Annotated in this window: 28 protein-coding genes; 17 read left to right on the plus strand and 11 right to left on the minus strand. The window is 74.5% G+C overall.

The window, feature by feature from the left end; translation table 11 throughout:
- Positions 1–112 precede the first annotated feature (112 nt).
- Positions 113–928 carry a D-Ala-D-Ala carboxypeptidase family metallohydrolase gene (locus AB0G14_RS17435; RefSeq protein WP_357698402.1) on the minus strand — a complete coding sequence of 272 codons (816 nt, stop codon included), beginning with the start codon at positions 926–928 and terminating at the stop codon, positions 113–115.
- Between the two features lie 305 nt (positions 929–1,233).
- On the opposite strand from AB0G14_RS17435, the gene AB0G14_RS17440 reads away from it, so the two are divergent.
- A complete protein-coding gene (locus AB0G14_RS17440; RefSeq protein WP_357698404.1) occupies positions 1,234–1,875 on the plus strand; it encodes a hypothetical protein in 642 nt (213 codons plus the stop codon).
- Between the two features lie 93 nt (positions 1,876–1,968).
- Here AB0G14_RS17440 and AB0G14_RS17445 read toward each other — a convergent pair whose 3' ends face one another.
- Together AB0G14_RS17445 and AB0G14_RS17450 are read right to left on the minus strand one after the other, a co-directional pair.
- Positions 1,969–2,610 (minus strand): NAD(P)H-binding protein, encoded by a 642-nt coding sequence (locus AB0G14_RS17445; RefSeq protein WP_357698406.1) that lies wholly within the window; start codon positions 2,608–2,610, stop codon positions 1,969–1,971.
- 137 nt (positions 2,611–2,747) lie between these two features.
- On the minus strand, positions 2,748–3,980 hold the full coding sequence (locus tag AB0G14_RS17450) for a serine hydrolase domain-containing protein (RefSeq protein ID WP_357698409.1): 1,233 nt from the start codon (positions 3,978–3,980) through the stop codon (positions 2,748–2,750).
- 79 nt (positions 3,981–4,059) lie between these two features.
- On the opposite strand from AB0G14_RS17450, the gene AB0G14_RS17455 reads away from it, so the two are divergent.
- The 6 genes from AB0G14_RS17455 to AB0G14_RS17480 all read left to right on the plus strand — a co-directional run bounded on the left by AB0G14_RS17455 (position 4,060) and on the right by AB0G14_RS17480 (position 7,680).
- Positions 4,060–4,653, plus strand: coding sequence for a pentapeptide repeat-containing protein (locus AB0G14_RS17455; RefSeq protein ID WP_357698411.1), 594 nt, complete (start codon positions 4,060–4,062; stop codon positions 4,651–4,653).
- A gap of 46 nt (positions 4,654–4,699) precedes the next feature.
- Entirely contained in the window at positions 4,700–5,149 is a 450-nt protein-coding gene (locus tag AB0G14_RS17460) for a pyridoxamine 5'-phosphate oxidase family protein (RefSeq protein ID WP_357698413.1), read from the plus strand.
- A 154-nt stretch (positions 5,150–5,303) separates the two neighbouring features.
- A complete protein-coding gene (locus tag AB0G14_RS17465) occupies positions 5,304–5,741 on the plus strand; it encodes a nitroreductase family deazaflavin-dependent oxidoreductase (RefSeq protein ID WP_350676869.1) in 438 nt (145 codons plus the stop codon).
- Between the two features lie 119 nt (positions 5,742–5,860).
- The gene (locus tag AB0G14_RS17470; RefSeq protein WP_357698416.1) at positions 5,861–6,205 is read left to right on the plus strand and encodes a DUF1330 domain-containing protein; all 345 of its coding nucleotides are present in this window, start codon (positions 5,861–5,863) and stop codon (positions 6,203–6,205) included.
- 72 nt (positions 6,206–6,277) lie between these two features.
- Complete coding sequence (locus tag AB0G14_RS17475; RefSeq protein ID WP_357698418.1) at positions 6,278–7,264, plus strand: hypothetical protein; 987 nt, start codon at positions 6,278–6,280, stop codon at positions 7,262–7,264.
- A gap of 89 nt (positions 7,265–7,353) precedes the next feature.
- Positions 7,354–7,680 carry a hypothetical protein gene (locus tag AB0G14_RS17480; protein WP_357698420.1) on the plus strand — a complete coding sequence of 109 codons (327 nt, stop codon included), beginning with the start codon at positions 7,354–7,356 and terminating at the stop codon, positions 7,678–7,680.
- Between the two features lie 86 nt (positions 7,681–7,766).
- Here the strand turns inward: AB0G14_RS17480 and dacB are convergent, their stop codons facing one another.
- Positions 7,767–9,350: a D-alanyl-D-alanine carboxypeptidase/D-alanyl-D-alanine-endopeptidase gene (gene dacB / locus AB0G14_RS17485; RefSeq protein WP_357698422.1), complete on the minus strand. Its 1,584-nt coding sequence runs from the start codon at positions 9,348–9,350 to the stop codon at positions 7,767–7,769.
- A gap of 62 nt (positions 9,351–9,412) precedes the next feature.
- Positions 9,413–9,844 carry a hypothetical protein gene (locus AB0G14_RS17490; protein WP_357698424.1) on the minus strand — a complete coding sequence of 144 codons (432 nt, stop codon included), beginning with the start codon at positions 9,842–9,844 and terminating at the stop codon, positions 9,413–9,415.
- Positions 9,845–10,012: 168 nt separating this feature from the next.
- On the opposite strand from AB0G14_RS17490, the gene AB0G14_RS17495 reads away from it, so the two are divergent.
- Positions 10,013–11,086 (plus strand): NAD(P)-binding domain-containing protein, encoded by a 1,074-nt coding sequence (locus tag AB0G14_RS17495; RefSeq protein ID WP_357698426.1) that lies wholly within the window; start codon positions 10,013–10,015, stop codon positions 11,084–11,086.
- Between the two features lie 180 nt (positions 11,087–11,266).
- Positions 11,267–11,548, plus strand: a complete 282-nt coding sequence (locus AB0G14_RS17500) for an adhesin (RefSeq protein WP_357698428.1) — start codon at positions 11,267–11,269, stop codon at positions 11,546–11,548.
- Positions 11,549–11,585: 37 nt separating this feature from the next.
- On the opposite strand, the gene AB0G14_RS17505 is transcribed toward AB0G14_RS17500, so the two are convergent.
- From AB0G14_RS17505 to AB0G14_RS17520, 4 genes are all read right to left on the minus strand, one after another.
- A complete protein-coding gene (locus tag AB0G14_RS17505) occupies positions 11,586–12,689 on the minus strand; it encodes a hypothetical protein (RefSeq protein ID WP_357698577.1) in 1,104 nt (367 codons plus the stop codon).
- Positions 12,690–12,966: 277 nt separating this feature from the next.
- Positions 12,967–13,470, minus strand: coding sequence for a PepSY domain-containing protein (locus AB0G14_RS17510; protein WP_357698430.1), 504 nt, complete (start codon positions 13,468–13,470; stop codon positions 12,967–12,969).
- Positions 13,471–13,697: 227 nt separating this feature from the next.
- Positions 13,698–14,972: a HAMP domain-containing sensor histidine kinase gene (locus AB0G14_RS17515; protein WP_357698432.1), complete on the minus strand. Its 1,275-nt coding sequence runs from the start codon at positions 14,970–14,972 to the stop codon at positions 13,698–13,700.
- Positions 14,969–15,661, minus strand: a complete 693-nt coding sequence (locus AB0G14_RS17520; protein ID WP_350676845.1) for a response regulator transcription factor — start codon at positions 15,659–15,661, stop codon at positions 14,969–14,971. The genes AB0G14_RS17515 and AB0G14_RS17520 overlap by 4 nt, the downstream gene beginning before the upstream one ends.
- Positions 15,662–15,763: 102 nt before the next feature.
- On the opposite strand from AB0G14_RS17520, the gene AB0G14_RS17525 reads away from it, so the two are divergent.
- From AB0G14_RS17525 to AB0G14_RS17535, 3 genes are all read left to right on the plus strand, one after another.
- Complete coding sequence (locus tag AB0G14_RS17525) at positions 15,764–16,216, plus strand: septum formation initiator (RefSeq protein WP_357698435.1); 453 nt, start codon at positions 15,764–15,766, stop codon at positions 16,214–16,216.
- Positions 16,217–16,501: 285 nt separating this feature from the next.
- Complete coding sequence (locus tag AB0G14_RS17530) at positions 16,502–16,906, plus strand: cupin domain-containing protein (protein ID WP_357698437.1); 405 nt, start codon at positions 16,502–16,504, stop codon at positions 16,904–16,906.
- Positions 16,907–17,053: 147 nt separating this feature from the next.
- On the plus strand, positions 17,054–18,850 hold the full coding sequence (locus AB0G14_RS17535) for a glycoside hydrolase family 15 protein (RefSeq protein WP_357698439.1): 1,797 nt from the start codon (positions 17,054–17,056) through the stop codon (positions 18,848–18,850).
- 65 nt (positions 18,851–18,915) lie between these two features.
- On the opposite strand, the gene AB0G14_RS17540 is transcribed toward AB0G14_RS17535, so the two are convergent.
- Together AB0G14_RS17540 and AB0G14_RS17545 are read right to left on the minus strand one after the other, a co-directional pair.
- Positions 18,916–20,109 carry a threonine synthase gene (locus AB0G14_RS17540; RefSeq protein WP_357698441.1) on the minus strand — a complete coding sequence of 398 codons (1,194 nt, stop codon included), beginning with the start codon at positions 20,107–20,109 and terminating at the stop codon, positions 18,916–18,918.
- A 75-nt stretch (positions 20,110–20,184) separates the two neighbouring features.
- Positions 20,185–21,234 carry a DNA polymerase ligase N-terminal domain-containing protein gene (locus AB0G14_RS17545; RefSeq protein ID WP_357698443.1) on the minus strand — a complete coding sequence of 350 codons (1,050 nt, stop codon included), beginning with the start codon at positions 21,232–21,234 and terminating at the stop codon, positions 20,185–20,187.
- Between the two features lie 96 nt (positions 21,235–21,330).
- Between AB0G14_RS17545 and AB0G14_RS17550 the strand changes: the two genes are divergently transcribed.
- The 5 genes from AB0G14_RS17550 (at position 21,331) to AB0G14_RS17570 (ending at position 25,612) form a co-directional block, all read left to right on the plus strand.
- Positions 21,331–22,119 (plus strand): aldo/keto reductase, encoded by a 789-nt coding sequence (locus AB0G14_RS17550; RefSeq protein WP_357698445.1) that lies wholly within the window; start codon positions 21,331–21,333, stop codon positions 22,117–22,119.
- A gap of 186 nt (positions 22,120–22,305) precedes the next feature.
- Complete coding sequence (locus AB0G14_RS17555) at positions 22,306–22,470, plus strand: hypothetical protein (protein ID WP_357459210.1); 165 nt, start codon at positions 22,306–22,308, stop codon at positions 22,468–22,470.
- Positions 22,470–23,432: an N-acetylmuramoyl-L-alanine amidase gene (locus AB0G14_RS17560; protein WP_357698448.1), complete on the plus strand. Its 963-nt coding sequence runs from the start codon at positions 22,470–22,472 to the stop codon at positions 23,430–23,432. The genes AB0G14_RS17555 and AB0G14_RS17560 overlap by 1 nt, the downstream gene beginning before the upstream one ends.
- A 163-nt stretch (positions 23,433–23,595) precedes the next feature.
- Complete coding sequence (locus AB0G14_RS17565; protein WP_357698450.1) at positions 23,596–24,288, plus strand: DUF4304 domain-containing protein; 693 nt, start codon at positions 23,596–23,598, stop codon at positions 24,286–24,288.
- Positions 24,289–24,505: 217 nt separating this feature from the next.
- Entirely contained in the window at positions 24,506–25,612 is a 1,107-nt protein-coding gene (locus tag AB0G14_RS17570; RefSeq protein ID WP_357698452.1) for an FAD-dependent monooxygenase, read from the plus strand.
- Positions 25,613–25,618 lie beyond the last annotated feature (6 nt).

Raw genomic sequence — 25,618 nt, forward strand, 5'->3', positions numbered from 1 at the left:
TGCGTACCACAGGGCGCCCGACCGGCTGAGGTCGTCGCCGCCGGGCTCCGGGACGGCGCCCAGGCGCGGGAATTTCCCACCCGCGCCCCGGGCCGGCGTCGCCGTGACCGTCCTACCGATCCGCCGGCTCCTGGCTGGCCCGGGCGTTGCCGGCGCCGATCCCGCAGTCCGGCGCGGACCAGCTGGTGGTGTTCGGCGTGCGGTCGCTGTCGTTCTCCCGCCGCGAGTCCACGTGCACGTGGTCGTCGTGGTCCGGGTAGCCCGGCCCGTAGATTCCGCTGAAGCCCCGGTTGCGGGCGTCCCGGGCCACCTCGCACAGCGAGCTGGTGCGGGAGACCACGTCGGCGGCGTTGCCGTATAGGTGCTGGCTGTCCGACGCCCCGCCGACCTGGTCGTTGCAGGCGCGGCTGCGGAAGCCGCTGCTCACGTAGAGCGGCTTGTCACCGAGGCTGCGCCGCAGCGCCTCCAGCTTCCACATCGTCTGCAGGGCGTTCTGCCGGGTCTGGGCGGGCGGCAGCGGGCCGCCGGTCCATCCGCCGCGACCGCAGCCGTCGTCCATCTCCGCGAAGCTGAAGTGCCGCGGGGTGCAGTCGTTGTCCTGCAGCTCGTAGAGCTTGGCGTACGTCTGCGGTCCGGCGACGCCGTCGACCCGCAGCCCGTACGCGGACTGGAACCGCCGGACCGCGGCGGCGGTCTTCGGCCCGAAGCGGCCGTCGAGTTCGACGATGTCCCGGTTGCCGGCCCAGCCGGCGACCCGGATCTGCAGCTGGCGGACGTCCTCGCCGGAGCGCCCCTGGTAGAGGTTGCGGTTCCACGTGTAGCAGGCGTCGGCATGGGCCGCCGGCGCGGCGACCACCGTGGCGATCGCGGCTCCCGGCACCGCCAGGGCGAATGCGACAAGCGCCCGTTTCAGGGTGTTAACGCGCACAGAAGTCCTCCCGATAGGAGTGCGATTGGGGTGGCGTTCGGGACTTCGACCGGGGCGTCCCGCGTTTCCACCCTGGCACCTGGGAGGCCCTTTGGCGGCAATTAACGAGAATTGTCCTCACGATTGGCTGTTCCTAGGTCCTGCCCGGGCATCGGGCCCATTTGCGAAACGCCCAATCGCTGCGAACCGGCCGCAGAAAACCGCGAACGGCACGCGGCGTCGCAATCGGCGACACCGAGGGTGATGTTCTGCGGGCGGTTCGACGCGGTAACGTCAGCGCCGGCGGGAACGGGGGAGGTGGCGGCGTGGCGCGCGGTGGCGTCTTCTGCGTCGAGGGCCAGTGGCACCGGGACCTCAACGAGCGCGGTTCCGTCCTGCCCACCCTCGAACTGCTCGAACGGCTCGGGAAGATCCGCTTCATCCACAAGGACGCGGCGACCCGCGACGAACTCTTCTACTTCGTCGACCGTTGGTTGCTCAAGCAGTACGCCGACCACCGGGTGGGCTTCTTCGCGATGCACGGCGAACCGAGCCGGCTCTGCCTCACCGACTGGGAATCCGTCGAACTCGCCGACGTCGCCGAACTGATGGCCGGTCGTTGCGAGGGTCGGCGGCTCTATTTCGGCAGTTGTTCCGTGCTGCGCGCCTCCGACGCCGCGCTGCGGGACTTCCTGGCCGCCACGGGAGCGGCGCTGATCTGCGGTTTCACCCGGGAAGTGGACTGGGTGGAATCGGCCGCCTTCGAAACCGTCCTGCTCGACGTGCTGGCCAACGGGCAGCGGCACAACGCCGCCGAGCTGCGGATGGGCTCGGCGCACTGGGCGCCCCTCGCGTCGTACCTCGGTTTCCGGATCATCTACGCCAACGGCCGCGCCTGGCGGCCCTCGGTCCGCCCCCGGGTCCCCGCCCAGCCCGCCGCCGGCCGCGCCGCGCCCCGCCCGCGCTGACCGACTGGTAGAAACGGGTGGTGGCAGGCATCGCGACGAACACCCGGGTCGACCGGGCCGGGTCGACGGCACCGCGGAGGTGCTGAACCGCCGTCAGTACGCGGCGGTGAACCGCTCGTTCGTGTGGCGCGGGGTCTCGATCTCGTCGACGATCGCCACCGCCAGGTCCTCGTAGCTGAGCACCGAGCGGCCCTCGTCGTCGGTGACCGGCTGGTCGCCGCCGGTGCGGTAGTGCCCGGTCCGCTCGCCCGGATGGAACTCCAGCGGCGGCGGGGAGACGTACGTCCAGGTCACCCCGTCGGCCGACGAGCGGTAGAAGTCCAGGGCGTCGGCCTGGCCCAGCGCGGCGTCGCGGTACTCGTCGGGGAAGTCCAGCTCGTCGAGGTAGCGGGTGCCCTTCGGGGTGAGCAGCGTGGACCCGCCGCCCACGTGGATGATCCGGGGCGCGGCCGGCAGGTTCCGCAGGGTGCCGACCAGGGTCCGCGCCGCGTTGAGCCAGAGGCCGCGCTCCCCGCCACCGATCGCCACCACCATCGCGTCGGTGTCGGGCGCCAGCTCCCGTACGCTCCGCCCGCTGGTGGCGTCGCCGGTGACCAGCTTGACCGACGGCGGCAGGTACGAGGTGGCCTCCGGGCGGCGCACCGCGGCGGTGACCCGGTGCCCCCGGCCGACCGCCTCGGCGGTGATCCGCGAGCCCGCGGTGCCGCCCGCCCCGAACACGACGATGTTGCTCATGACCGCCTCCCGCCCCCGTCCGGCCGGGGCGGTGACCGTCTGCCTGCCCGCCCGCCGGGTTGCCGTCCGCCTCCCAGGTTATGGAGCGGGTGGCCCGGCCGGTGCGGTAACCGGCGATCCGACCGTGCCCGGCCGGCTCAGTCGACCAGGGCGGAGTAGACGAGCTGGCGCAGCTGCGGCCGCAGCGGGTAGGTGCTCGACGGCATGAGCTGGGTGAAGAGCAGCGCGGTGACCTCCTCGGCGGGGTCGACCCAGAACGCCGTGCTCGCCACCCCGCCCCAGTAGTACTCGCCGACGCTGCTCGGCACCCGGCTCGGGATCGGGTCCTCCACCACTGCGAAACCCAGCCCGAAGCCGATCCCGTCAAAGGTGGTCTCGGCGAAGCCGCCGGTGGAGAGGGTCCCCAGGTCCTGCCCGCCGGGCAGGTGGTTGCGGGCCATGAAGCGCACCGTGCGCGGCGCCAGCAGGCGCGCCCCGTCCAGCTCGCCGCCGCGCAGCAGCATCTGGGTGAACCGGTGGTAGTCGGCGGCGGAGGAGATCAGGCCGCCGCCGCCGGAGAGGAGCAGGGGCTTCTCGTACGCCAGGCCGCCCAGCCTGTCGTAGCGGAACGCGCGGCCGGTGCGCGGGTCCGGCGCGTAGAGCGCGGCGAGCCGGTCCGCGGCGTCGCCGTCGGCCCACCAGTGGGTGTCGGTCATGCCCAACGGGCGGAAGATCCGGTCGGCGAAGAAGGCGTCCAGGCTCTGCCCGGAGACCACCTCGACCAGTCGGCCCAGCACGTCGGTGGCGACGGAGTAGCCCCAGGCGGTGCCGGGCTGGAACAGCAGGGGCAGCTCGCCGAACGCCTGGCAGGCGGTGGCCAGGTCGACGTCCGCCGGCGGGTAGATGTCGTAACCGGCGGCCCGGTAGAGGCCGTCGACCACCGAGGTCTGCATGAAGCCGTACGTCAGGCCGGCGGTGTGGGTGAGCAGGTGCCAGACCCGGATCGGCTCGATCGCCGGCACCGTGTACGGCTTGAGGGCCGAGCCCTTGCTGTAGACCCGCAGGTCGGCGAACTCGGGCAGCCAGCGGCTGATCTCGTCGGTCAGCTCGAAGCGGCCCTCCTCCCAGAGCATCATCGCGGCGACCGAGGTGACCGGCTTGGTCATCGAGTAGATCCGCCAGAGGGTGTCCGCCTCGACGGGCGCCCCCGCCTCGACGTCGCGCAGCCCGTACGTCGACGAGTGGGCGATCTCGCCGCGCCGGGTGACCACCACCTGCCAGCCGGCGAGCCGGCCGTCGTCGACGTACCTGCCGAAGTGCTCGTCGATCCGCGCCAGGCGCGCCGGGTCGAAGCCGATCTGGTCCGGGTCGATGCTGCGTGCCACACTCACGCCGCAGAACCTACTAGCCGGTACCCCGCACCGGAAGAGTCGGCGGCCACATGTCGTACGACGTCGGTAGCCTGGCCCGATGCCCGAGCTGACCGAGGACGCGACCTTCCGCAACGAGGACTGGTACGGCGAGGAACTGGTGGACCGGCACTTCGTCGGCTGCTCGTTCTTCCACGTCGACCTGACCGAGGCGGTCAGCCAGGGCGCGGTCTTCGACGGGTGCACCTTCGGCAACGTGCGGTTCAACGCCTCCCGGCACACCGACTCGGCCTTCACCCGGTGCACCTTCCAACGGTGCAACCTCTTCGAGGCCGAGTTCACCGGCTGCAAGCTGGTGGGCAGCACGTTCGCGCAGTGCGACCTGCGGCCGTTGACGGTCTCCGGCGGCGACTGGTCGTTCGTCGCCCTGCCCGGCGCCGACCTGCGCGGCGTGCGGATCACCGACGTACGGATGCGGGAGGTCGACCTCACCGGGGCCAACCTGACCGGCGCCACCGTCACCGGCGTGGACCTCTCGGGCGCGCAACTGCACAGCTCCCGGCTGTCCGGCGCCGACCTGCGCGGCAGCGACCTGACCGCGCTCGACCCGACGGTCGTGGAGCGGGCCGGGGCGATCGTCGACCCGGAGCAGACCGTGGTGATCGCGCAGGCGCTCGGGTTCGAGATCCGCTGAGGAAAGCTGCCACGGGTTGTCCGGATTGGCTGCCACGCTGAGCCCCATGACATGGTGGTCCGACCTCCTGCGCGAGGAACCCGAGTTCGCCGAGCGGGTGCGTGCCCGCTTCGCGGTACGCAAGCACGGCACGATGGCGACGCTGCGCCGGGACGGCTCGCCCCGGATCAGCGGCACGGAGTTCGACTTCGGCCCCGAGCACCTGCGGTTGGGCAGCATGGCCGGCGCGCTCAAGGCCCTCGACCTGCGCCGTGACCCACGGGTGGCGCTGCACTGCCCGACGGAGGACGCTCCCGAGGACGATCCGCGGTCCTGGGACGGCGACGCGAAGATCGCCGGCCGGGCGCACGAGGAGCCGCCCGCCGACGACGGCTCGCACCGGTTCCGGATCGAGCTGACCGAGGTGGTCCTGACCCGGGTGGGCGATCCGCCGGACCACCTGGTCATCGAGAGCTGGCACCCCGGCCGCGGGCTGCACCGCCGCCGGCGACACTGATCCGCGCACGAGCCCGGGCGACCCGGCCCGCAACCACTCCTGCGGCGGCGTCCGCCCCGGCGGGCCGCCGCGCGGCGGCGTTCGCCCGGTGGCCGGCCGCGCCCGGGGGTAGCGTGAGCGCAACGAGGAGCGACGCGGACGAACGGGAGGGCGGATGACGTCGGGCGAGCAGGTGCTGGACAGCCCGCAGGGCTGGGTGGCCGACCACATCCGGCGGTACGTCGAGACCGACGGTGCCGAGGGCCACGAGTGGCGGCCGGGCGTCTTCACGCTGCTGCTGACCACCCGGGGCCGGCGCAGCGGGAAATTGCGGCGCACCGCGCTCATCTACGGCCGCGACGGCGACGCGTACCTGGTGGTCGCCTCGCAGGGCGGCGATCCGAAGCACCCGGCCTGGTACCTGAACCTGCTCGACGAGCCGCTGGTCGAGGTGCAGGTGGGTGGCGAACGGTTCACCGCGCGGGCGCGTACCGCGACGGCCGAGGAGAAGCCGCGGATGTGGTCCACGATGGCCGCCATCTGGCCGTCGTACGACGAGTACCAGGCGAGGACCGACCGGGACATCCCGGTCGTCGTGCTCGACCGCGTCTGAGCAGGGGCGGCGGGTCGCCGTTACCCCATGGGTAATCGACGCCGGGCGGGCGCCGGCGCGAGACTCGGCGTACCGCACCGGCGACCGGCCGGGCGGACCGGCCCCACGGGGAGGGATCCATGCCCGCGTTCGCGCTCGCCCACCTGCACGCACCGCAGATCAACGAGGACGTCCTGACCTACATCGAGCGGATCCAGGCCACGCTGGACCCGTTCGGGGGCCGGTTCCGGGTGCACGGCGCCGAGGTGGAGGTCAAGGAGGGCGACTGGCCCGGCACCGTGGTCATCGTGGAGTTCCCCGACCTGGAGCGCGCCCGGGCCTGGTACGACTCGCCGGCCTACCAGGAGATCGTTGCGCTGCGCACCCGGCACATCCCGGGCGCGACGCTGATCGTCGACGGGGTCGCCCCCGACTACGACGCCCGCCGCACGGCGGCCCGGCTGCGGGAGCGCGCCGCCCGCTGATCCCCCGGGCGGGGGAGCCGGTCCACCCCTGCCGGGGAACCGTCGCGCCACGTACGACGGCAGCCTGGCGGCATGACCACCACGCTGCCGTCACCGGCCCCGTCACCCGCCGCCGCCCGCCCGCGCCGCCCGGTCCTGCCGTACGCCGTGATCGCCTGGGCCCTGCTCTACGGCGCGGTGCGGGTGCGCTGGGCCCTCGTCGGGTCGCCGGCCTTCCCGCCGCTCGACACGGACCTCGTGGTCTTCACCGGCTGGTGGGCGGTGGCGCTCTGTGCCGCCGCCGGGCTGGTCGGCGCGGGCCTCGCCGCCGCCCGCTCCTGGCGGCCGGCGCTGGCCGTCGCCGGCTGGGTGGTCTGTGCGGCGGTGCTGTTCTCCTGCGCGTTGCTGCTGCTGGACGTGGTCGGGCTGCTGATCCTCGATCCGGGTGCGGCGTTCCACCCGGGTGCCCTGCTCAGCCGCCTCGCCTGCCTCGCCGGGGCCGCGCTGCTGCACGCGGCGGTCCTGCAACACCGCCACCGGCTGCGGGGCGACTGCCGCCGGTGCGGGCGCACGGGCCCGGCGCGCGAGGCGGCGACGACGGTGCCGACGTGGGCCCGGGCGGCGGCCTGGTCGGCGGTGGCCGGCTGCCTGCTGCGCCTGGCGGCCCAGGTGTGGGTCGGCTTCGAGGACATGCCGCTCAGCCAGGGCGCGTCGATGGTCGCCTTCGAGGTGGGCTTCCTGCTCGCGGGCGTGCTGCTGCCGCTGGCCCTGGCGTACTCCTGGGGCGTGGTCTGGCCCGGGTGGGTGCCGCTGCTCGCCGGCCGGCGGATCCCCCGGCTGCTGCTCCTCGTCCCGGCCGCGCTGTTCTCCGTCGGCCTGGTCTGCTACTTCGGGCTCGGCCTCGCCCAGCTCACCGTCGAGACGGTCACCGGCACGTTCGACCCGGGGGACGGCCGCTATCCGCTCGCGTTCTTCTGGGTCGCCGAGCCGGCGTACTGGCTGTGGGGGTGGGGGCTGGGGGTCGCGGCGGTCGGGTACCACCTGCGTACCCGGCGCCCGTGCCGGGGCTGCGGTCGCTGACTCCGGGACAGTTTGTCCGTCGCGTTGCGTTCGCCGTGTCGTAACTTTCTGCTGTCCACGTCCGACAATCCTCTGTGGAGGCTCGACCGATGAGCAGCACCATCGCCCGCACCGTCCGTCCGCCCGCCCCACGCGGCGCCGGGGAGCCCTCCGGGGAGGTGCTCCGGGAGATCCCGCTGCCGCCGTACGTCACCGCCGAGGACGCGCAGTTCGCCGTCCGGGCGGTGGTGGTGCACGCGCCCCGAAGCTGGTCCGGCGGGACGGTCTGTCGCAACGACGCCAGCTCGCACCCGTGCCGGCTGCACCGCTGGGGCGTCCGGGTGCTGGCGAAGCGCGGCCTGCGCCCCGCCGACATCGCCGCGCTGATCGCCGGCGGCGACCCGACCGCCGAGCCGCCGCAGCGCCCGGGCGCCTGAGCGCCTGAGCGCCTGAGCGCCGGCGGGGCCCTCGCACCCGGCCCCGCCGGCCCGTCGGCGGGACCCGGCCCGGGCCCGCCGGCCCGTCAGCAGGCGACGGGTTTCACCCAGGAGCACTCCCGGCCCTCGGGGACCCGGGGGGCGTCGGGCGCCGTCGGGGGCGCGACCCGCGCCGCGGCGGCGCCCTTCTCGGTGTACGAGGCGAGCGCGATCGCGATCTGGTCCTCCAGCCCCTTCACAGACGAGGCCAGGTAGTTGTTGAGCAGGATGGAGAACGCGAGCACCCGCCCGTCGGCGTCGGTGACGTAGCCGGAGAGGCCGGAGACGCCCGTCAGGCTGCCGGTCTTGGCGTGCACGTTGCCCGCCGCCGGGGTGCCGCGCATCCGGCTGCGCAGCGTTCCGCCGACGAAGCGGTCCGGGTCGCCGGCGACCGGCAGGGCGGCGTACCACGTGTCGAACCAGGGCTCGGCCCGGACGGCGGTGAGCAGGTCCACGAACTCGTCGGCGGGGATCAGGTTGCGCCGGGAGAGCCCCGAGCCGTCCCGCTGGCGCAGCGTGCCGGTGTCCATCCCCGCGTCGGCGACGTACTCGCTGATCGCCGTCAGCCCGGCCGTCCAGGTGCCGGTGCCGGAGAGCACCCGGCCGATCTCCTTGGTCAGCACCTCGGCGTGCCCGTTGTTGGACAGCTTGAGGAACGGCACCATCAACTGGGCCAGCGGCATCGACTCGTGCCGCCCCACCTCGGCCGCCTCCTCCGGGGTGGCCTGGCCCAGCACGGTGCGGCCGAGCACCCGCACGCCGTGCTTGCGCAGCGCGGAGCGGAAGACGTCGGCGGCGTAGCCGGTCGGCTCCCAGACGGTGACCCAGTCGCTCTCCGGCGCGTCGCCGAGCGCGATCTGCCCGGTGACAACGACCGTGTTGCCGCCGTGCGCCCGTTCGAAGGAGATCGACGTCTCCCCGTCGGCGACCGTCTGGGCCCGGTTGTCGATCTTCAGGTACCCGGTGGCGGGGGTCGTGGTGACGACCGGGCGGGCGCCGGCGCCCGCGCCGGGTGCGGCCCGCACGATGACGGTGCCCGCGTCGTAGTCGGTGTCGGGAGCCACGGTCAGGGCGGAGACCTGCGCCGCGTAGTAGTAGGGCTCGTCGTCCCAGGTCCAGTCGGGGCCGAGGCGGGTGCTGTCGTAGCGGGTGTCGTCGGCGACCAGGTTGCCGGTGACGACCCGGACGCCCTTGGCGGCGACCTGCGCGGCCAGCGCGTCGTAGTCGGCGGCGAGCATGGTCGGGTCGCCGCCGCCGCGCAGGTAGAGGTCGCCGGAGACCAGGCCCGCGCGCCGGGTGCCGGTGGTGTGCACCTCGGTGGCGAAGCGGTGCCCGGGCCCGAGCAGTTCCAGCGCCGCGGCCGAGGTCAGCAGCTTCGTGTTGGAGGCGGGCACCAGGCGGCGGTCGCCGTTGCGGTGGTAGACGGTCTCGCCGGTGGCCGCGTCCTTCACGACCACCGATGCCTGCGCCCCGGCCAGCCGGGAGTCGGCGAGGATCGCGTCGATGGTGGCGTTCAGGCGGGTCGCCGCAGGGGTCGGCGCCTCGGCGGTGGCGGTCGGGGCGCCGGCCGTGGCGGCGGCGGCCACCAGCGCCGCCAGCGCGAGCGTCCGGGGGAAGAGACGACGATGCATGCGCTGATGCTGCCACGGAGGTATTCGCCAGAGAAGACTGCCGACCGAAAGAAAATTTCCGCTCAGCCGTCGAGTGGCGTGGCGGTGACCGGACCGCCGGACGCCTCCGGGGTGAGGACGGCGACCGCCCGGTCGACCAGCCCCTCCGCCACCAGCACCAGCCGCCGGCACTCGGGGTCGCCGGTCCGGTCGGGGAGCCGACCGGCCAGGGCGCGCACCTTCTCGGCCGAGGCGTCGTCCAGCACGAACCCGTCGGCCCGCCACCGCCCGTCGACGCTGAAGAACGCCTTGCTGTCGTGCTCCAGGTCGCCGTTGAGCACCACCGTCCGGTCCCCGCCGCTCAGGTCGCTCGACGCCTCGTTGAGCCCCCACGCCTCGTACGACGCCGTGCCCTCGGTCGGCGCCTCGGCCACCCCGACGCCCGTGCAGCCGCTCAGCAGCACGCCCAGCGCCGCCGCCGGCAGCAGCGCCCGCCATCCCCGCCGTCCACCCATTCCCGCCTCCCGCCCGAGCCCGGCCCGTACGTCGATCAGACTCCGGGCGAGGCGGGCCGGTTCCTACCCGGGCCGGAACGTCACCGCGCCGGCGGCGCGGCGCGCTGTGTGAGCGGCGAGACGCCACCCGGCGGGCAGTCGGAGCGGACGTGCGTTGTTGTACCCGACATGGACGAGCGCTCCGTCGACGTGCTGGTGATCGGGGCCGGCCAGGCCGGCCTCTCCGCCGGCTACCACCTGCGCCGTGCCGGTTTCGCCCCCGGTGACGGCTTCGTGATCCTCGACGGGGACGACGGGTCCGGCGGGGCGTGGCGACACCGCTGGCCGACGCTGCGGCTCGACCGGGTGCACGGCTTCCACGACCTACCCGGCCTGCCGTTCCCGGCGGCGGATCCCGACCGGCCGGCGGCCGAGGTGGTGAGCGCCTACTTCGCCGCGTACGAGCGCGAGTTCGCCCTGCCGGTACGGCGTCCGGTGCGGGTCCGCGAGGTGCGCGACCGGCCCGACGGCCGGCTGGACGTGCTGACCGACGGGGGTGCTTGGTCCACCCGGGCCCTGGTCAACGCCACCGGCACCTGGACCCGGCCGTTCTGGCCGCACTACCCGGGCCGGTCGGGCTTCCGGGGCCGCCAGCTGCACACCGCCGACTACCGGGGTCCGGCGGAGTTCGCCGGCCGGCGGGTCGTGGTGGTCGGCGGCGGGACGTCCGCCGTCCAACTGCTCGCCGAGGTCTCCGCCGTCGCGGCAGGCACCACCTGGGTGACCCGGCGCCCGCCCGACTTCCGCGACGAGGAGTTCACCCCCGAACGGGGGCGGGCGGCGGTGGCCCTGGTCGACGCGGCGGTCCGCGCCGGCCGCCCGCCGGCCAGCGTGGTCGGGGTGACCGGGCTGCCGCTCACGCCCGAGCTGCGCCGGCTGCGCGAGCGCGGCGTGCTGGACCGGTTACCCGTCTTCGACCTGATCACGCCCGACGGCGTGGCCTGGGACGACGGCAGGTTCGTGCCCGCGGACGTGATCCTCTGGTGCACCGGCTTCCGGGCCGCGCTGGACCACCTCGCGCCGCTGCGGCTGCGCGCGCCGGGCGGCGGCATCACGATGGACGGCACCCGGGTGGTCGCCGACGAGCGGATCCACCTGATCGGGTACGGACCGTCGGCGAGCACCGTCGGCGCCAACCGGGCCGGCCGCGCGGCGGTACGCGAGATCCGGGCACTGCTCGCGCCGGCCCGCGCCCGGCACTGATCCCGCTCTATTTGACGGATCCCCCGGCAGGGGGCACCGTAGGCCGTGGAGGGGCTTTCACCTGCCCCGACCTGCGACGGCGATGTGCGTGTCGCCCTTCCATCGCCTCCCACGTGCGCTCGTGCGCGGGCCGAATCCCGGTCCGCACCGCGTATCCGAGAATCCACGAGGAGTTCCGCCATGCTCACCATGACCGACAACGCCGTGATGGTGATTCGAGACCTCGCCAACCAGCAGGACGTCGCCGAGGACGGCGGGGTGCGGATCGCCGCCGACACCCAGGCGGGCTCGCTCACCGTCGAGCTGGTCGCCGAACCGGTCGACGGCGACCACGTGGTCGACAACCAGGGCGCCCGTATCTTCCTGGACTCCGACGCCGCCGAGCTGCTCGGCGACGCCTCCGTCGACGCCTCCGTCGACGACGAGGGCATCGTGCAGTTCGGGTTCACCGAGAAGCAGTGACGTGCCCGGTGCGGGTTTCCGGCGCTGAGGTGGCGGGTCAGCCGGCCCGGCGGGTCTCCCCGCCCCGGTGCGGCCGGGCGGGCCGACCCCGCTCGGCGGCCGGCTGACCGGAGCGCCACGGCTCCGGCCGGGCCTCCCGCCCGGGGCGCGCCAGCGTCGCCAGCACGTGCGCCAGGTGGTGCGACGTGCTCCACGCCGCCCAGTTGCTGGCCGAGCCCGCACCGGCGCCCCGCCGGGCGCGCCGGACGATCTCGTGGTCGCCCCAGGAGAAGTCGGCCCCGGCGGCCGGCCAGTGCGGCGCCGAGACCAGCGCGCGGCACAGGTCCGCGAACCGGTCGTCGCCCCGCCCGCCCCGCCGCGACCAGCGGTACACCCACCAGGCGTCGTCGGTGGTGTAGCGCACGGTGGGCAGCCGGTCGCCCGGCTGGTCGGCGCCGGGCACCGCCGAGCCGACGCCGTAGTCGCCGTACCCGACGCCGAGATCCGCCAGCCGCTGCCAGAGCCGCCAGTCCCAGCGGTCGAGGCGTACCGGCTCGTCGGTGGGGAGGCCGGACACCGCGGGCGGCATTCCGCCGGCCGCCACGCTCACCGACCGCCAGGCGTGCCGGCGTGCCCACTCCAGCAGCCGGCGCAGCCGCGGCTCGGCGAGCCGCACGTCGGCCGCGCAGCACACGTCCCCGGCGTCGAGGAGCAGGTCGCACTGCTCGGGGACGAGGCGCGCGAGGCGCCAGACGCGCTCCACCGCCGCCGTGGTCGCGTCCGGGCCGGCCCGGTCCTGGCCGACCCGCAGCCGGACCACCGCCCGGTGGGCGTGGCCCCGCGCCGCCGCGCCGTGCGCCACCAGGCGCCGGTCGCTGTCCGCGAGCCCGATCACCGGCACCAGCGGTACGCCCCAGCGGGCCAGCTCGGTCTCCGGAGCGTCGGGCAGACCGGTGACGTCGACGGCCGGGAGCAGCCCGGTGGGCAGCCGACCGAGAACGTCCAGTGTGTACGAGTCCAGGATGGACACCTGGAGAACCGGGGCGAGCAGGGAAGTGACGACGTCGTCGAGATGACCGAGCGCCTCCAGCTCGCCCCGCCGGCTGGCGAGGATGGGGCGGTAGACCGGTTCCGCCGCCCGGCCTCCGTGGGCGGGCACCATACCCCAATGTAGCCAGACATCGGTGTCGGTCACAGGGTCGATCGGCCCGCCCTGACGCGCCACCGGCCCGCGATCCGCCGACGCCCGCCACCGGACGCCCGACGTCTCACGCCGTATTCGGCACGCCTGACGCCGTACCCGGGGCGCCTGACGCCGTACCCGGGGCGCCTGACGGCGTACCCGGGGCGCCTGACGTCCGCCGTTGGCGGCCGGTCCGGACGCGACCCGGGCAGCCGACGACGCCGTCCCCCTGATGCGGGAGGCGGCGGCACCGCGGTCAGTCGTCGTCGGAGTCGTCGTCGCGGTCGTCATCGTCATCGTCATCGTCGCGGTCGTCATCGTCGTCGACGGGCTCCTGCTCGGCCTTGACCACGGTGCCGTTCTCCCGGTCGACGTCGATCTCGTGCTCGGTCTGCCCGGCGACGATCTCCACACTCCACACGGGCCGGCCGTGCTCCTGCTCGGCCTCGATCTCGACGACCTGGCCGCCGCCCGCCCGGGCGAGCGCGATCTCGCGGGCCCGCTGCTCGCTGACGGCATCCCCGCCGGTCGCCGGGGCTCCGCTGCCCGACGTGCCGGGGGCCGCCGAGGGGCCGCCGGTCGCCGGGGTGCTGGTCGCGCTGTCCGGGGTCGCGGCAGTGGTCGGGGCGGTCGTGGCGGCGGCCAGGGTGGTCGCCCGGGCGGGACCGCTGTCGGCGGCCGCGACGCCGAGGGTCGCGCCGGCTACGGCGAGCACCGCCATGCCGCCGACCGACGCCAGGATCAGGGGGTTCCGCTTCATCTCGTTCGCCTTTCCTCGGTTTCTGACCACGAGGATCGCGCCCAACGGGATAGCGGCACGCTGCCCGAACGCTAAGCCCGGGTTAAGGTCGCCGCGTTCGGCCGCCGCGTCCGGTCGCCGCGCCCAGCCGCCGCGTCCGGTCGCCGCGCTCGGCCGCCGCGTCCGGTCGCCGCGCCCAGCCGCCGGGACCCCGAACCGCCCCGCCGGCGCGGCGCGAGCCTGCCCGGTCAGGGCGTCGGCGGGCCGAGTTCGAGGCGTACCTCGGCACCGCCGGAGGGCGCGTTGTGCAGGGTGAGGCGGCCGCCGGCGGCCTCGGCGGCGCGCCGGGCGATGTCCAGTCCGAGTCCCGTGGAACCGGCGGTGCTGGCGCCCCGGTCGACGGTGTCGGGCGCGATGCCCGGCCCCTCGTCCGCCACGGTCAGCACGGCCCGGCCCGCCCGGGCCGTCAGCCGGACGGCGAACGCCGTGCCGTCCGGGGTGTGCGCGAAGACGTTGCCGAGCAGGGCGTCCACGGCCGCCGCCAACTCGTCGGCGGGCACGCCCACCGGCAGCGGTCCCGGCGCCAGGTCCAGCGTGACCGCGCGCCCCGTGTCCTCGGCCAGGACCGACCAGAAGGCGACCCGTTCGGCCACCACCGTGGCCGCGTCCGCGCTGGCCGCCCCGGCTGTCGGCGCCCGCCAGCGGGCCTGCCGGATCAGGCCGGTGACCGCCCGCTCCAGCCCGTCCACCGCCGCGGTCACCCGGGCCGCGTCCTCCGGGTCGCGAAGCGACTCGGCCTCCAGCCGCAGCGCGGTCAGCGGGGTGCGCAGGCGGTGTGACAGGTCGGCGACCTCCTCCCGCTCCTGCGCCAGCAGCACCTGGATCCGACCGGCGAGGTGGTTGAGGGCGCCGGCCACCTCACGCAGCTCCGGCGGCCCGGCGGGCGTGACGCGCGCGTCCAGTTCGGCGTTCGCCAGCCGGTGCGACACCGCGGACAGCTCACCGATCGGCCGGACCAGGGTGCGGGCCAGCCGGTCGGCGACGGCCAGCCCGATCAGCACCAGCAACACGCCGAGCAGGGCCAGGACCAGCCAGGAGCGGGTCACCCCGGCGGTCAGCTCCTCGGGCGGGACCACCGTGCGGATCACCCCGGTGCCGTCCGGGCGGCCCTGCACCGCGATCACCACCTCGCGCCCCCGCCCCGACTCCGCGGTGAGGCTCTGCCCCCGCGCCGCCAGCGCCACCGCGGGCGTCCGCGCGGCCGGGGCGCCGAGCACGGTGCCGTCGGGCAGGAAGACGCTGACCGGCCGGTCGGACTCCGCGGCCAGTTGCTCCACCGTCAACCGGATCGTCGCGGTGTCGGCGGTGCCGACGACGGTGACGAGGCTCTGCGCGTCGGCCGTGGCCCGCACCGTGGCCCGGTCCTCGGCGACGGTCCGCACCAGCAGCGCCAGCGGCACCAGGAAGGCGACCAGGGTGAGCACGCTGACCGCGGCGACCAGCAGGGCCAGCCGCGCCCTCATCCGGCGCTCCCGGGCGCTTCGAGCCGCACCCCGACGCCCCGCACCGTGTGCAGGTAGCGGGGCGCCTGGGCGCTCTCCCCGAGCTTGCGGCGCAGCCAGGACAGGTGCACGTCCACGGTCTTGTCGGCGCCGCCGTACGGGATCTGCCACACCTCGGCGAGCAGTTCCCGCTTGGTGACCACCTGGCCCGGCCGGCCGGCGAGGTGGTGCAGCAGGTCGAACTCGCGCGGCGTCAGCTCGACGGGCTCGCCGTCCAGGGTGACCTGCCGCGACCTCGGGTCCACCCGCAGCCCGCCGACCACCAGCGCCGGGTCCTCGGGGACGGACCCCGCCCCGCGCCGGAGCACCGCCCGGATCCGCGCGTCGAGCTGCGCCGCCGTGAACGGCTTCACCACGTAGTCGTCGGCCCCGGCGTCGAGCACCCGGACGATCTCGGTCTCGTCGTCGCGGGCGGTGGCCACGATCACCGGCACGACGCTGACGGCGCGCAGCATCCGCAGCAGCTCCCGGCCGTCCAGGTCGGGCAGGCCCAGGTCCAGCACGACGAGGTCGGGCCGGTCGTCCAGCGCGTCGCGCAGGCCGGCCATCGCCGTCGAGGCGGCGGCCACCGCGTGCCCCCGTTCGCGCAGCGCCCGCAGCAGCGGCGTACGGATCGTCAGGTCGTCCTCGATGAGCAGCAGGCGGGCCACAGGGGGCAGGGTAGCCGCCCCGGACGTGCCGGCCCGGGTCCTTAACCGTCCCTTAGCCTCGGCCAGGGCTCGGCCCAACCCGGGATCGGGGACACTCGGTGGATGCGCCGCCGTTCGTTCCTCGCTGTCGCCGGTTGGCTGGCCACCGCCGCCGTCGCCACCCTGATCGGGGTGGCCGCGATCCGGTGGGTGGGGGAGAGCATCGCCGGCACCCCGGGCGGCGTCGTGCTGAGCCAGGAGGAGGTCGAGCGCGCCCTGGCCTCGCCCGAGTCGACCGCCACCGGCGCGGGGCCGTCGTCGCCGGCACCGACCGGCTCCGCTCCGCACGGCGAGCGCCGGGCCTTCGTCACGGCGGGCGGCACGGCCGTGGCCGAGTGCGGGTCGGACGGGGTGCGGCTGGTCTCCTGGGCGCCGGCGCAGGGTTACCGCGTCTCCGACGTCGACCGGGGGCCGGACGACGACGTGGAGGTCGCGTTCGCCGGCCCGGCCGGCGAGTTCGAGCTGAAGGTGCGCTGCGTCGGCCGGGAGCCCGTGGCGGCCGCCGACGACGACTGAGCGCGCCACGGCCCCTCGAGGAGCGCGCGACGACGGGCGTTCCGCCGCCCTGGCGGGGGACATGAGCGCGCGGCGCCGCTCGGATCCCTCGGGATCGGAACGTCGCCGCGCTCTGGCCGTCTCCCACCGCCGCAGCCGTACGGCGGTACGTCAGCGGGGACCTGGCTCGACCGGCGCCGTGCGCCCGTCCCTGTCTCGATCCCCGCCCACGGGGGCGCCAAACCTGGGATCAGTGGGCAATTCCACCATCTGCACGTCTCGGCGTGGCGTCGCGCCCGAGCGGGTATGTGTGGCGGCATGGAGCATTACACGATCGCGACCGTTGCCGAGAAGAGCCCGGATTTCCGGCGGGTGCTGTGGACCGGTGAGCACACCCAGCTGGTGATCATGACGATCCCGCCGGGTGGTGAGATCGGCGAGGAGGTCCACGAGGACATCGACCAGATTCTCACCTTCGTCAGCGGCACCGGCGAGGCCCGGGTGGCGGGGGAGAAGCGCGAGGTCGTCCAGGGCGACCTGGTGGTGGTGCCGGCCGGTACGAAGCACAACTTCGTCAACACCGGCCCGAACCCGCTGGTGCTCTACACCGTCTACGGTCCGCCGGAGCACGCCGACCAGGCGGTGCACCGGACGAAGGAGGAGGCCGACGCGGCGGAGGAGGCCGGCGAGGACGAGCCGCCCACCTCCTGACCCGTCCACCGGGCGGTGCCGCCCGCCTGACCGCTCGCCGGCGGGGTCGCCGCCTGACCGCCCGCCCGCGGGGCCGCCCTCCTGGTCGGCCCGATCGGTGCCCCGGCGGGGCTGCCTGAGGCGGGCCGAACGGGGTACCCGCAGCGGGTGGACCAGCCGGCGATCTCCGACTACGGATTCCTCTCCGACTGCCGCTCGGGCGCACTGGTCGGCCGGGACGGCTCGATCGACTGGTGGTGCCCGGACCGGTTCGACGCCCCGTCGGTCTTCGGCCGGCTGCTCGACCCGGCGGCCGGCCACTGGCGGCTGGCGCCCGTCGCGGCCGGGCTGCCCGGGCACCGGACGGAGCGGGCGTACCTCGCCGACACGCTGGTGTTGCGCACCGTGCACCACACCCCGGAGGGCAGCGTGGCGGTCACCGACGCGCTCGCCGCCGAACTCGGCGCCCGGGGCCACGAGCTGGGGATGAACTCGCCGGCGGTGCTGCTGCGGGTGGTCGAGGGGCTGACCGGGCGGGTGCGGATGTCGCTGGACTTCCGCCCCCGCCCGGAGTACGGCCTGCTCACCCCCTACCTGCACGAGCGGCCCGACGGCGGGGTGCTCGCCGCGGCCGGCCCGGTGGTGCTGAGCCTGCGCGCCGGCGGGGTCCCGCTGACCGTCGAGCGGGACCGCGTCCGGCAGGACTTCGAGGTCGCCGCCGGGCAGGTGGTCGGCTTCGACGTGGCGTACGGGCGGGCGTACGGGGCGGCGCCGGTCCGGCTGGACCCGGTGACCGCGCTCGCCGAGACGGTGCGGGCGTGGCAGGCGTACCGGGAGGCGCACCACTACGACGGCCGCTACCCGGGCCAGGTCCGGCACAGCGCGACCGTGCTCACCGGCCTCACGTACGCCCGCAGCGGCGCGGTCGCCGCGGCCCTGACCACGTCGCTGCCGGAACGGATCGGCGGCGACCGCAACTACGACTACCGCTACTCGTGGCTGCGTGACTTCGCGATGACCATGCGTGCCCTCTGGGTGGCCGCGTGCCCGTCGGAGGCGTCCCGCCTCTTCGCCTGGGCGGCCCGGTCGATCGGTCGGGTCGGCCCCGCTCCCGTGCCGGTGCTCTTCGGGCTGGAGGGGGAGCGGGACATCTCCGAGTACGAGTGCCACCACCTGCGCGGCCACGCCGACAGCCTGCCGGTCCGGGTCGGCAACGACGCCTGGCGGCAGCGCCAGCTCGACGTGCCGGGCGAGGTGATCTCGGCGGTCTGGCGGCTGCGGGATTACCTGGGCGAGACGTTCGACGAGGAACTGCGCGAGATGGTGCTCGGCCTGACCGAGCAGGTGGCGGCCACCTGGCACCTGCCCGACCGGGGGATCTGGGAGACCCGGGACGCCGACCGGCACTACCTGTCGTCGAAGGTGCTGTGCTGGGTGGCGATCGACCGGGCGGTGCGGCTCGCGCCCCGGCTCGGCGACCGGGCCGACCCGCGGCGCTGGGCGAGCACCCGCGACGAGATCCGGGCCGCCGTGCTGCGCGAGGGCTGGGACGAGCGGGTCGGCGCGTACACGGGGGCGTTCGGCTCGCCCGAGCTGGACGCCTCCGCGCTGCTGCTGCCGTTGGTGCACTTCCTGCCGGCGACCGACCCGCGGATGCGCGCCACCATCGAGGCGGTCGAGCGCGAGCTGGGCGCCGGCAACGGCCTCCTCCGGCGCTGGGGCACCGACCCGGCCGGCTTCCTGCTCTGCTCGTTCTGGCTGGTGGAGTGCCTGGTGATGGCCGGCGAGCGAGGGCGCGCCGAGGCGCTCTTCGAGCGGGTGCTCGGGCACGCCAACGACGTCGGCCTGTTCAGCGAGCAGATCGACCCGCGTACGGGTGCGCAGCTCGGCAACACCCCGCAGGCGCTGTCGCACATCGGCCTGGTCAGCGCCGCCTGGCGCCTCACCGACCCCACCACGGACTGACGGCGGTGTAAGGAAGGGCCCCCTCCTATCGCAATTTGTAGAGGAAGGGTCCCTTCCTTACACCGTCAGGCCGGCAGCACCGGCACGTCGGCGACGTCCACGGTCTCCGGGTACTTCAGCCCGGACCCGGTGTTGAGCACCACCACCCGCTCGCCGGCCCGGATCCAGCCGCCGGCGCGCAGGTGCCGGGCGGCGGTCAGACAGGCGGCCCCCTCCGGGCAGAGCAACAGCCCCTCCCGCGCCGCGAAGTCCCGCAGGTCGGCCAGGATCTCGGCGTCGTCGACCGCGATCGCGGTGCCGGCGCTGGCCCGCAGCGCGTCGAGGATCAGCTCGTCGCCGAGCGGGGCGGGCACGGTGATGCCGAACGCCACGGTGTGCGCGTCGGCCCAGGGTCGCGCCCGCTCCTCCCCGGCGGCGAAGGCCCGGACGATCGGGGCGCAGCCGGTCGACTGCACCGCGACCAGGCGGGGCAGCCTGTCCTCGATCCAGCCCAGCTCGCGCAGCTCGTGCAGCGCCTTGTGAATGCCGATCAGGCCGACCCCGCCCCCGGTGGGATAGACGATCACGTCCGGCACCTGCCAGCCGAGCTGTTCGACGATCTCGTACCCCATCGTCTTCTTGCCCTCGAGCCGGTACGGCTCGCGCAGCGTGCCGGCGTCGAAGACCGCGCCGCCGGAGCCCGCGACCAGCCCCGCGACGTGCCGGCCGGCGTCGCCGATCAGCCCGTCGACCAGGCGCAGGTCGGCCCCGGCGGCCACGCACTCCCGCCGGCAGACGGCCGGCGCGGACAGCGGCATGACGATCGTCGCGCCCAGCCCGGCCCGCGCGGCGTACGTCGCCCAGGCCGCGCCCGCGTTGCCGTTGGTCGGCATGGCGATCCGCCGCACGCCCAGCTCCCGGGCCCGGCTGACGCCCACCGCCGCGCCGCGCGCCTTGAACGAGCCGGTCGGCGTCAGCCCCTCGTCCTTGACCAGCAGGTCCGGAATGCCGATCTCCGCGCCGTAGGCCGGGGTACGCAGCAGCGGCGTCCAGCCCTCGCCCAGCGTGGTCGTGTGCCGCGGGTCGGCCACCGGCAGCAGCTCCCGGTAGCGCCAGAGGTCGGCCGGGCGCAGCGGGAACCGCTCCGGGGTGAGCACCTTCGCCACCGCGGCCAGGTCGTAGCGGGCCAGCAGGGGCGAGCCGCAGTCGCAGAGGTTGACCAGCTTGCCGGCGTCGTGCTCCCGCCCGCAGCGCGGGCACTCCAGGTGGGTCAGGTACACGCTGCTCCTCGCCGTCTCGACTCGTGTCGCGGATCGTGGTCCCGCTCGTGTCCCGGCTTCCGGCCGCCCCGTTCCTCAGCCCGCGTCGATGCTCAGCCAGCGCCGACTGCGGCGGCCGGGCTCGTAGGTCGAGTCCAGCCGCTTCGCCACCACCCCGGGCAGCCCCTGCTCCCGCCCGGTCCGCAGCGCCTCGGGGCCGGCACCGGGGAACCAGGGCGGAGTTTGCCAGTGCGGGCCGGCGAGCGCCAGACCGTCGAGCAGCTCCCGGCGCTGCGCGTACGGCAGGTCGGTGCTGGTCACGCCCTCCAGCCAGAGCAGGTCGAAGATCAGGTACTGCGCGTCCGGGGTCCGGCGCCCGCTGCGGGCGGGGCGTACCCTCCCGGCGGTGTCGATGCGGACCAGGACGCCGTCCAGCACCGCCTCCGCCGGGGCCAGTTCCTCGGCCATCTCGCGCAGCCAGGGGTACGTCCCGGAGATGTCCTCGTCGCCCTCCGAGAGCAGCCGCAGGCGTCCCCCGGAGACGTACGCGACCGCGCGCACCCCGTCCCAGCGCAGCTCGTAGCCCCACTCCGCCTGGTCCCTCGGCAGTTTCGCCGCCGGCGTGGGACGCATGGGGCGGACCAGCTCCGGCATGCTCGTCCAGCCCTCCGGCGGCGGGTCGGTGCGCCGGACCATCCAGTCCCGGCCACCCTTGCCACCGGTGGCGAAGAGCACGTACCGCCCGGCGGTGCGTTCCCCGTCGAGCACCACGACGACCTCGTCGTCGCGCCACTTCTCGCAGCGGTACGTGCCCCGGTCGTGGATGGTCATCCGGCCGCCGCCGTACTCGCCCGCCGGGATCTCGCCGTGGAAGTCCAGGTATTCCATCGGGTGGTCCTCGGTGTGCACGGCGAGGTGGTTGCGGCCGGTGTCGCGGGGCAGCCCGCGCGGCACCGCCCAGGAGGCCAGTACGCCCTCGTGCTCCAGCCGCAGGTCCCAGTGCAGGCTGCGGGCGTGGTGCTGCTGGATGACGAACCGGGCCGTCCCCTCGGCCGGCTTCTTCCGCCGTGGGGGCCGCTTCGGCACCGGCTCCGGGGTGCGCGCCGCGTCCCGTTTGCGCCGGTACTCCTCCAGCCGGTCAGCCACCCCCGCATTCTCCGGCAAACCGCGCCGGTCCGCTGGGCGCCCGGTTGTCCGGATCGGCGGAGCATGTCGGGGGTCAGCACGGGTAGACCCGTCGGCATGGACCACCTGGAGCAGCCGACGGTTCCGCTCCCGGGCGAGGTGCGGATGCCTCTGCTCGGCTTCGGCACGTGGCAGGCCACCGGCCAGGCCGGGTACGACGCCGTGCTCGCCGCGCTGGACGCCGGCTACCGGCACGTCGACACCGCCACCATGTACGGCAACGAGGAGGAGGTCGGCCGGGCGGTACAGGAGAGCGGGCTGCGCCGCGAGGACGTCTTCGTCACCACGAAGCTGCCGCCGGACCGGGTCGGCCGGGAGCGGGAGACCCTCGAGGCGAGCCTGACCGCGCTCGGCACCGACTGCGTCGACCTGTGGCTGGTGCACTGGCCGCCGGCGAACCCGGGAGACAGCATCCCGGTGTGGCGGGAGCTGCTCGCCGCCCGGGACGAGGGGCTCGCGCGGGCGGTGGGGGTGAGCAACTACAGCACCGCCGAGATCGACGAGCTGATCCAGGCGACGGAGGAGAACCCGGCGGTCAACCAGATCCGGTGGAGCCCGTCGCTGTACGACCGGCAGCGGCACCGGGAGCACCGGGACCGGGGCGTGGTGCTGGAGGGTTACAGCCCGTTCAAGACCAGTGACCTCGCCGACCCGGTGCTGACCCGGATCGCCGCCGCGCACGACGTCTCCCCGGCCCAGGTGGTGCTCCGCTGGCACGTCGACCACGAGATCGTGGTCATCCCCAAGTCGGTGACCCCGGACCGGATCCGCGCCAACGCCGACATCTTCCACTTCTCGCTCACCGCCGAGGAGATGCGCGACATCGACGCCCTCGGCAACCCCTGACAACCCCTTCGGTGACCCTTGGTCCTGGGTCCGCACGGCCCCCGGACGGTGGTCGGGTTGCCAAATTCCTTCAGCCCGAATAGGGGCGATGAAGGGTATCGACATAGATGCTCGTGACGATATAGCGTGCGCGTCACCAGTTCATCGGTCAGTCGGAACCCCTCCGCCCTCGCTGAAGGAGCCCCCATGAACGCGCCACGACCCGCCCGCCTGCGCCGCCGCAGGCTCCTGGGCATGTCGGCCCTGGCGGCCACCGCGGTGGTCGTCGCCGCCAAGCCCGCCGCGGCCAGCGCCGCGCCGATCGCCGCGCCGAAGGCCGAGTGCCTCGCCGACCTGTTCGGGGAGTCCTGATGGCCACCATTCCCTGGCTGGTGGACGTCCTGCGGGGGGCGGGCGTCCAGGTCGTCGTCGAGGGCGACTGGCTCAACCGGATGCGTCCGGGTGACTTCAACCCGATCGGCGTGCTCTGGCACCACACCGCCGCGACCTCCAGCGCCACCAACCCGCACCCGGCGCTCAACGTCTGCATCAACGGCCGGTCCGACCTGCCCGGCCCGCTCTGCCAGGCCCTGGTCGACTACCACGGCGTCTTCCACGTCATCTCCGCCGGGCGCTGCAACCACGCGGGTGTCAGCGGCGGCAGCGGGCCGATCCCGGCCGGCGACGGCAACACCCTGATGATCGGCTGGGAGATCGACTACAACGGGGTCAGCCAGCAGATGACGACGGCGCAGTACAACGCGTCGATCGCCGCCACCGCGGCCGTGCTCAAGCGGCTGGGCCGGGACGCCAGCTACGCGCGCGGGCACCGGGAGACGAGCACCACCGGCAAGATCGACCCGTCGTTCATCGACCTGAACAAGATGCGCTCCGACGTCGCCGCCAAGATGGCGGGCGGAACCGCCTGGAGTTCCGTGGTGGACAACAACACCGCCGGCCGGTTCACCGCCAGCGCCAACTGGGGCACCTCGACGTACTCGGGCCAGCGCTACGGGGCCGACTACCGCTTCGCGGACCCGGTCGCCGCCAGCGACGCCGCCTGGTACAAGTTCAACGTCCCGGCGACCGCGAACTACCGGGTCGACGCCTGGTGGCCGGCCAACGCGGGCTACAACGCCGCGACGCCGTACATCGTCGCCACCACCACCGGCAACCGGACGATCATCGTCGACCAGCGGGCGACCGGCGGGCAGTGGCGCACGCTCGGCACCTTCACCCTGCCGGCCGGCGACGCCAACCGGGTCGCCGTCAGCCGGTGGAGTTCCGCCAGCGGCCTGATCATCGCCGACGCCGTCCGACTCACCCGGGTCTGACCACCGGTCCGATCCGTAACGACGTCCGCCAGGCCCCCGGGGGTGGCCTGGCGGACGTCGCGCGTCCGGTTCGCCGCATCGCAGGATCCTCGGGAGGCTCGCCGCACCGCTCGAAGAAAGGTGGCGCGGCGGTTCCCACTGCGCACCGAGAGTGAGAGGGGCGATGACTGAACACCTGGCGAGGAACCTGAGCCGGACGCTCTTCCAGGAGTTCCTCGATCCGGTCCTGGCGGAGCACCGCCTGACGGGGACGGGACGTGTCTACCGGCGCATCGGAGACGACGGCGACGCTCTCATCGTGGAGTTTCAGCGATCCACGTCGTCAACCAGGAATGCGTACGCGTTCTTCGTCAACGTGGCCGTCGTGCCGCACGCGTGGTTGCAGAAGACGCGTAGCGACTCGACGTCAGCGGACGCCGAACCACCGGATTTCCCGGAGGGCTTGATCAGAACCCGGTTGATCAAGCCGAATTCGCTCTGGGCGTTGCCGCGTGAGGAGATGCTCCGCATCCTGACGAGTGGCAGGGTCCCCGCCGGGATCGACTCCGGAGATCACGAGCTGTGGTGGATCGATTCCCCTCAGGCGGTGGCCGAGAAGGGGCCGACGCTGCGGAGGCTGTTGGCGGAGAAGATCGTGGAGTTCGCCCCGCTGTTGGATCGCGCCGTCCTCAGGGAACGGCTCCGGTCGGGTGCCCCGCTGCCGGGTGACTGCCCCCGCGACGCAGCGCTGGCCGTTCTACTTGCCGATGAGGGCCCCAGTGCCGAGCTGGACGACGTGCTGAGCAGCTTGGACGACCCCCAGTCGTCGTTCGTCGACTGGGTTCGCCGGTACGCGGCCAGAGCCGGGAACCGGTGATCTCCGGCACCCTTGCGCAACGGTCGTGGGGTATTGGCGAGGTAGGTGAGGTTTGTCACGACCGGGCCGCGCAGTGGGCAGGCGGTCCACCGCGCAACGGGATCGGCCCACCGAGGAATGTTTCGGAGTGGCACGATTGACTCTGGTGTGTGCCGATTGCGCCGAGTAGTGTCTTGCCTCCAACGCGTGCCGAACCCCTCCGGAGGCGTACACCACCATGGGTGGCTTCCCCCTGCGCATCCTCGTCGTCGGCGCGGGCATCGCCGGCCTGGCCGTGGCCCGGGCGCTGCGGATGGTGGGCTTCCGGCCCGACGTGACCGAGAGGCTGCCCTCGGGCGAGAACGTCGAGACCGGGCTCTACCTGCCCGGCAACGCCGCCCGGGCGCTGCGCCGGCTGGACCTCGACGGGCCGGTCCGCCCGCTCGGGCAGGTCATCCACCGCCAGCGGTTCCTCGACGCGGCCGGGGCGCCGCTGTGCGAGGTGGACCTCGACGCGCTCTGGGCCGGCGTCGGCGAGTGCCGGGCCCTGCCCCGGTCGGAACTGCACCGGGTGCTGCTCACCGGGGCCGGCGGCGCCGTCCGGCACGGGGCCGAGGTGCGCACCCTCGACCTGCTGCCGCGGTCCGTCGGCGTCACCTTCGTCGACGGCACCGCCACCGAGTACGACCTGGTGATCGGCGCCGACGGGCCGCGCTCCACCGTCCGTTTTCTCGCCGCGCTCGGCGGCCCGCCCCAGCCCGCCGGCCAGGTCGTCTACCGCAGCGTGGTGCGCGGCGGCCCCCGGCTCGCGGAGTGGACCGCCCTGCTCGGCCAGCGCGCCGGCTTCCTGGCCGTGCCGCTCGGCGCCGGGCGGCTGCACTGCTACGCCGACGAGGCCGGCACGGTCGCGCCGGCCGACCCGGTGGCCCGGCTGCGCGAGCTGTTCGGCGACTACGGCGGGCCGGTGCCGGAGGTGCTGGAGGTGCTGGACCGGGTGCACGTCGGGGTCACCGAGGAGGTGGAGCTGGGGCGCTGGTCCCGGGGGCGGGTGCTGCTCGTCGGCGACGCCGCGCACGCCACCGCCCCGACGCTGTCCCAGGGCGCGGCGATGGCACTGGAGGACGCCGTCGTGCTCGCCGAGTCGCTCGGGGCGGCCGGCGGCGTCGAGGCCGCGCTGGCCGCGTACGAGAGTCGTCGTCGCCCCCGTACGCGATGGGTGCGGGACCGGACCCGCGACCGCAACCGGACCCGGGACGTGCCGCCGGCGCTGCGCGACCCGCTGCTGCGCGGGCGCGGCGGCCGGATCTTCGGCGAGCACTACCGACTGCTGCTCGGCCCGCTGTAGGTCGCG

Source organism: Micromonospora sp. NPDC023814 (assembly GCF_040639595.1).
Classification (GTDB): domain Bacteria; phylum Actinomycetota; class Actinomycetes; order Mycobacteriales; family Micromonosporaceae; genus Micromonospora.

Bases quoted from the DNA above. Each gene is read 5' to 3' on its own strand.
- AB0G14_RS17445 (WP_357698406.1), bottom strand. From the start codon at position 2,610: ATGAGCAACATCGTCGTGTTCGGGGCGGGCGGCACCGCGGGCTCGCGG.
- AB0G14_RS17455 (WP_357698411.1), top strand. From the start codon at position 4,060: ATGCCCGAGCTGACCGAGGACGCGACCTTCCGCAACGAGGACTGGTAC.
- AB0G14_RS17460 (WP_357698413.1), top strand. From the start codon at position 4,700: ATGACATGGTGGTCCGACCTCCTGCGCGAGGAACCCGAGTTCGCCGAG.
- AB0G14_RS17465 (WP_350676869.1), top strand. From the start codon at position 5,304: ATGACGTCGGGCGAGCAGGTGCTGGACAGCCCGCAGGGCTGGGTGGCC.
- AB0G14_RS17470 (WP_357698416.1), top strand. From the start codon at position 5,861: ATGCCCGCGTTCGCGCTCGCCCACCTGCACGCACCGCAGATCAACGAG.
- AB0G14_RS17475 (WP_357698418.1), top strand. From the start codon at position 6,278: ATGACCACCACGCTGCCGTCACCGGCCCCGTCACCCGCCGCCGCCCGC.
- AB0G14_RS17480 (WP_357698420.1), top strand. From the start codon at position 7,354: ATGAGCAGCACCATCGCCCGCACCGTCCGTCCGCCCGCCCCACGCGGC.
- dacB (WP_357698422.1), bottom strand. From the start codon at position 9,350: ATGCATCGTCGTCTCTTCCCCCGGACGCTCGCGCTGGCGGCGCTGGTG.
- AB0G14_RS17490 (WP_357698424.1), bottom strand. From the start codon at position 9,844: ATGGGTGGACGGCGGGGATGGCGGGCGCTGCTGCCGGCGGCGGCGCTG.
- AB0G14_RS17495 (WP_357698426.1), top strand. From the start codon at position 10,013: ATGGACGAGCGCTCCGTCGACGTGCTGGTGATCGGGGCCGGCCAGGCC.
- AB0G14_RS17500 (WP_357698428.1), top strand. From the start codon at position 11,267: ATGCTCACCATGACCGACAACGCCGTGATGGTGATTCGAGACCTCGCC.
- AB0G14_RS17505 (WP_357698577.1), bottom strand. From the start codon at position 12,689: ATGGTGCCCGCCCACGGAGGCCGGGCGGCGGAACCGGTCTACCGCCCC.
- AB0G14_RS17510 (WP_357698430.1), bottom strand. From the start codon at position 13,470: ATGAAGCGGAACCCCCTGATCCTGGCGTCGGTCGGCGGCATGGCGGTG.
- AB0G14_RS17515 (WP_357698432.1), bottom strand. From the start codon at position 14,972: ATGAGGGCGCGGCTGGCCCTGCTGGTCGCCGCGGTCAGCGTGCTCACC.
- AB0G14_RS17525 (WP_357698435.1), top strand. From the start codon at position 15,764: ATGCGCCGCCGTTCGTTCCTCGCTGTCGCCGGTTGGCTGGCCACCGCC.
- AB0G14_RS17530 (WP_357698437.1), top strand. From the start codon at position 16,502: ATGTGTGGCGGCATGGAGCATTACACGATCGCGACCGTTGCCGAGAAG.
- AB0G14_RS17550 (WP_357698445.1), top strand. From the start codon at position 21,331: ATGGACCACCTGGAGCAGCCGACGGTTCCGCTCCCGGGCGAGGTGCGG.
- AB0G14_RS17555 (WP_357459210.1), top strand. From the start codon at position 22,306: ATGAACGCGCCACGACCCGCCCGCCTGCGCCGCCGCAGGCTCCTGGGC.
- AB0G14_RS17560 (WP_357698448.1), top strand. From the start codon at position 22,470: ATGGCCACCATTCCCTGGCTGGTGGACGTCCTGCGGGGGGCGGGCGTC.
- AB0G14_RS17565 (WP_357698450.1), top strand. From the start codon at position 23,596: ATGACTGAACACCTGGCGAGGAACCTGAGCCGGACGCTCTTCCAGGAG.
- AB0G14_RS17570 (WP_357698452.1), top strand. From the start codon at position 24,506: ATGGGTGGCTTCCCCCTGCGCATCCTCGTCGTCGGCGCGGGCATCGCC.